Annotated in this window: 4 protein-coding genes; all 4 read right to left on the bottom strand. The window is 38.5% G+C overall.

Annotated elements, in window-relative coordinates:
• Positions 1 to 1142: 1142 nt before the first annotated feature.
• Complete coding sequence (locus ACGF7G_RS11810; protein ID WP_387465688.1) at positions 1143 to 1520, bottom strand: hypothetical protein; 378 nt, start codon at positions 1518 to 1520, stop codon at positions 1143 to 1145.
• A 245-nt stretch (positions 1521 to 1765) separates the two neighbouring features.
• The gene (locus ACGF7G_RS11805; RefSeq protein WP_387465686.1) at positions 1766 to 2506 is read right to left on the bottom strand and encodes a hypothetical protein; all 741 of its coding nucleotides are present in this window, start codon (positions 2504 to 2506) and stop codon (positions 1766 to 1768) included.
• Between the two features lie 40 nt (positions 2507 to 2546).
• The gene (locus ACGF7G_RS11800) at positions 2547 to 3284 is read right to left on the bottom strand and encodes a hypothetical protein (RefSeq protein ID WP_387465684.1); all 738 of its coding nucleotides are present in this window, start codon (positions 3282 to 3284) and stop codon (positions 2547 to 2549) included.
• Positions 3281 to 5167, bottom strand: coding sequence for a lipase family protein (locus ACGF7G_RS11795; protein WP_387465682.1), 1887 nt, complete (start codon positions 5165 to 5167; stop codon positions 3281 to 3283). Before ACGF7G_RS11795 ends, ACGF7G_RS11800 begins: the two co-directional genes overlap by 4 nt.
• Between the last annotated feature and the right edge of the window lie 145 nt (positions 5168 to 5312).

Raw genomic sequence — 5312 nt, 5'->3', positions numbered from 1 at the left:
CGACTACCTCAATAAATCTGTTAGATATTTAGCAACTGTCATTCTCGACAATTATCACAAATGTGTTTTTTTATTTTCGTCCCACTTATCCTGGCGGAATTAAAAACGGGTACGTTTAAGCATCAATTAAGATACTCAAGCAATGTTTTCTCTCTGATTCTGGGTATAAATAACCGCTTCATTAGCAATTCTGTAACGATAACTTTCCTAATAACGGAATAAATTGTTCATTTATCGGACATAAATATACGTTCTATTTCATTTCTATTTTTTAGATAAGCACCTTTGATTAATGCTTAACTCCATGATTTAAACCAGAATCATCAACGACTATTCCATTAATACGAACTTACTTCGGTAACTTATTACAAAATAAGACTTCCTCGTCGAACAAAGAGAAAGTAAAATGCCGTATCAAATTCAATTTCTTATGCATTTGCAAAGACACCCTGTACATTTAATTACTTTAAAATATAAGTTCAAGACAAAATCAATTTAATTACATGTTATTCCATAATAATAAATCGCCATAATTAATGTAAAAGTTAATTATCTTTAACTCCATAAAGAAATAATTTCGAATTAAAATCAATCTAACTATATGTTATTTTATTATAATATAGCCAAGATCAACATTGATGCAATACCGTATTGATCATTAAGCAACATATTCAAGAATAGCTCCTCTTTGATATGAATTATCGGATATAAAACGATATTTATCGTCGCATGATGTAAGCAGAAATAAAACCTTATACCATTTAGCTTGTAAACATCAATGAACATTACATTAAAGCAATCCTCCGTCCACAATCAATGCCAAAGGAAGCGCCTAAAATCCACTCTGGTTTGAGGAAAAACCCTGTGTAGTTAAAAATAGTATTGTATATATCTCACTTAGATTAAGATGTTATATACCCATCAGATATATAATATAGACCGGAAAAATTTAAAACGACTTAACGATTATTAATCTATTCAATAGATAAATAATAAACTACCTAAGCAACTAATTAACAATCACAATGTAATTAATAAAAACATAATAAACACACACTTTACTATAATCATATCGTTCACGGCGAGAAATCGTCTGATTATCAGCCTGCTTGGGTTATACTCTTTTATTTACTGATTTATTTTCAACTTTTTCTATCATCACTAATACCCCCGAATAGATTACTTGTATTATATTTTAGGCTTTTGTTGAATGCGCAATAAAAAAAGACAACAATAACTGGCCAAATAAATACCAGAATAGAAATCCATAATGACCAATTCCATACATCTACAGCCAGAATCAGGCTGAATGTAAAAATAACAAGAATAAACGGTAAAAATTTAGAAATTAGAGCGAAAATGTAAATAGATACAATAACAGTAGCCACTTTGGCTGGAATACTCCACCACCCCAAATAAGCACTAAATATATAATCATTAAGCGTCAATACTTGCATCATGACAGTAAAAAAAGAAGAAAGTACAATAATCGCTATAATAATATTGCAGAACTTTATCATCTCAAACCGACCCTATAATCATTAGCTTAAATCTAAATCACGTTAATCTGACGGAGGAAGTTCATCGTCTCTAACCACCAGATGCTCATTATTTCCAATCAAGGGAGTGTAACTTAATGCAAGCCGATATATGTGGATTTGGGCCAGCACAGCCTGATATTAATATTACTGACAGTAATGTTAAGCATTGTTTTATATTTATCATGGTGAATACTCCTCAATTGCTAATCCATAAAGAAGTGATATTACTTTATTTTCCAGTAATCAATGGAATCTCTGTTTAAATCAACTCTGCCATCAGGATATTCAACTCTTGAAGGTTCTTTGCCTGGTGGAATAATAATTTTTGGCATCTTGGTTTCATCCAATTTAGGTTTATAGGTAATTTTCCATTCTGCGCCTGGAGTTAACTTTAATCTAAAGGGACGCATTCCTCCTTCTCCTCGTAGGAATACTCTGTTTGGGCGCCCGTAAACTATTTTCAGAATAGGGTAAATAACCGGGCTGTAATCTATAGTATTTATTGCTTTAGTTTCACTAAGATATGTCCGGGCCGCATCATTAATGAATACGGTTAAGCCTGTTCCTTCAGAGCCTTCCTCCTGAATAGCATCTTTCACCAAATGGAGAACATCAGTATAACCCACCGTCACAAAAGCCCGGTTGATTTTCCATTTGCACCGACCGCCACCATTAAAAGGTAATTTCGCCTGAAAGTAACCCGTTTGTGGATCGGCCTTTACTTTCAGACGAAGGCCATTATAGGTTGGCACCTTATAAGGCGACATATCGGCGTGCAGCTGATATTCAAGGCAATCTTTTGAGATATACTCTGCCGACACATGCGGCTCCGTATATTTCGGTGCGACTCCTTCTACTGTGATCCACTGATTTTCTTTAGGAGGAGAAAGTGGCTCATTTGGGTCAGCACAGCCTGATATTAATATTACTGACAGTAATGTTAAACATTGTTTTATATTTATCATGGTGAATACTCCTCAATTGCTAATCCATAAAGAAGTGATATTACTTTATTTTCCAGTAATCAATGGAGTCTCTATTTAAATCAACTCTGCCATCAGGATATTCAACTCTTGAAGGTTCTTTGCCTGGTGGAATAATAATTTTTGGCATCTTGGTTTCATCCAATTTAGGTTTATAGATGATTTTCCATTCTGCGCCTGGAGTTAATCTCAGAGTAAAGAAACGTTGTGCTACCTCACCTTGCAAGAATATTCTTTTGGGGAATCTGTTAACCATTTCCAAAACAGGGTAAATAATCGGACTATAATCCAGAGTATTCAATGCGGCGGTTTCATTGTCTGTTGTCGCTGCATCTTTAATAAATACGGTTAAACCTGTTCCTTCTGCCCCTGGATACTGGGTGGCATCTTTAACCAGACGACGAACATCAGTATAGCCTACCGTCACAAAAACCTGGTTGATTTTCCATTTGCACCGACCGCCACCATTAAAAGGTAATTTCGCCTGAAAGTAACCCGTTTGTGGATCGGCCTTCACTTTCAGACGAAGCCCATTATAGGTCGGCACCTTATAAGGCGACATATCGGCATGCAGCTGATATTCAAGGCAATCTTTTGAGATATACTCTGCCGATACATGCGGCTCCGTATATTTCGGTGCGACTCCTTCTACTGTGATCCACTGATTTTCTTTAGGAGGAGAAAGTGGCTCATTTGGGTCAGCACAGCCTGATATTAATGTGATTAACAATATCAATAAGCCTTGCTTGATATTTATCATGATAAATCTTCCTCAATTCCTATAGCGTTATCCGTATAGCGTGTTAAGGCCAACGCCCCTTGTTTATCTTGTTGAGTGCAAATCAGTGCTTGTTTCAACTGATGATCCATCTGCAAAAATAATGCATCGCGTTGCCGAATATCTGAAACAATATCAGTCCGTTCATTCAACGTCTTTTCAAATAATTGCTCTTGATCCCGGAAAAAATGGTATCTATTCGGTGCAACCAATTCTGCAAGTCGCGCACCAATATAACGGGCATATTTCAGAGAACTATGATCAGGAAAACCCAAAGCATCCTTTACGGTCGGATTCTCATTCAACGGAAACCATTTAGCCTTATCCACATTGCTTATCTGCTTAAAAAATCCCTTCTGAATCTCCCCGGCATCCTCCAGATTATTTTCCGTTTCACGGTTTAGTGACGGAATTAAATATAATTTTGTTTTAGTGGGTAAGGTGGTCCTTAGCCGAATATGATTGCTGGGGTTACGTTCTTCCAACCATTCAATAACCAGATTAATTTTACAAAAATGTACTATTTTTCCGTGATGCAAGAACACTTCACCGCTGCTGGTAAAATCCAGCAATTCAACGGGGCTGAATAGATAGCCTAGTGGTCCCCAGCAATCATACAGCCAGTTATCCAGATTTTTTTCCGGCGGTAAAGATGGGATCGGGTCATCTTCATTCACATGGCGGTAATGGGTGATATCTGCCAGTTCTCTTACAGCACTTAAGGTTAATACTCTGGGCATTCCGTAGCTATAGAAGCAAGGATTATGGTCTTTCAATTGTGCACTATGCAGTAATGCTAACGCTCCCCCTAAACTGTGACCACAAACAAATAGTTTTCTTTTTTTAGCCAAATCCAGCACATCACTAAATACTGCTATACTCTTATCACTGGGAACTCTTAACTTTCCAACCAGACTAAATGCCTCCCAGAACCCTGCATGCACTTTGCCACAGTGAATAAAATCACTGCACAATATCTTCTCATCACAACCCAACTCCAAAGGCTGGTACGTAGCATCCGTCAGGACATCCTCCGTGCTGGCTGTACCCCGCCAACTGACAATCACATCACTCTGACTGACCGCATAAAACAGTTGAGTATTGCCCTGTTTATTATCCCCTGCTTTTGAATTAATAAACTCCACTTGAGTATAACGTTCACTGAATGGCACATCATAAACCACTGGAGTCGCCGACAACTCCTCAACTTTATCCGGAAGCTTCGAAACATCCACCATCTGCCGATTAAAAAAGTGAGTCACCGAGCCTTCAGTATCAACATCCCCGCCGGCATAAGCCAGCACACTCATCAAACACTGGTTATACGCATTAACAATGGAATACTCCTTTTGATGATGCAACTGCAAAACCCAGGCTCGAAACGGGCATATTTCCAGTACATACCGTTGATTTAATGGATGAACCGTGTAGCCACTTGGCTCAGGGTCCGGAAAATGATAGGGAGGTGGAATATCTTTGGGATCCCATCCCTCAATCACCGGCAACCCATCACTAATCTGCCCGATAGTCACATAGTGATATTGGTGACCTTCCGCTTCGGCTTTTGGCTTCACCACCGACACCGCTTCACCGCGTATTTCCCGCAACGGGCGTTGTTCCATTTCATCCGCCAATGATTGGGCGTGGATATACAAGGTCACCGGATAAGCTGTCAGGTCTTCTTCCCTGAGTATCCCGAAACCATCGGTTACCCCCTGACGCACATAACCTGGAGTTCCGTAACTGATCAGACGATAAGGCAGGTTGACCAGCGGTTTATCCTGTTCATCCACCAACTGAAATTCTACCCAGTGTCTCAAATACTTCTTACAATCTAAACCTAAACGCGGATCTAATATACCCATTGGTTTGGCTTCCTTCTTTTAATCTTACATATAGGCAGCAGCCCAAACATCCTGTGCTGAAAGTCTCACAAGATTTGTTCCGTCCGGTGATAAATAACCTTCATCACTCGAAAAGCGCCCATGCTTAGGAATTAAAATAATTTAT

Source organism: Photorhabdus sp. RM323S (assembly GCF_042879375.1).
GTDB classification, from domain to species: Bacteria; Pseudomonadota; Gammaproteobacteria; order Enterobacterales; family Enterobacteriaceae; genus Photorhabdus; species Photorhabdus tasmaniensis.
This window is presented reverse-complemented; position numbering and strand designations above follow the sequence as displayed.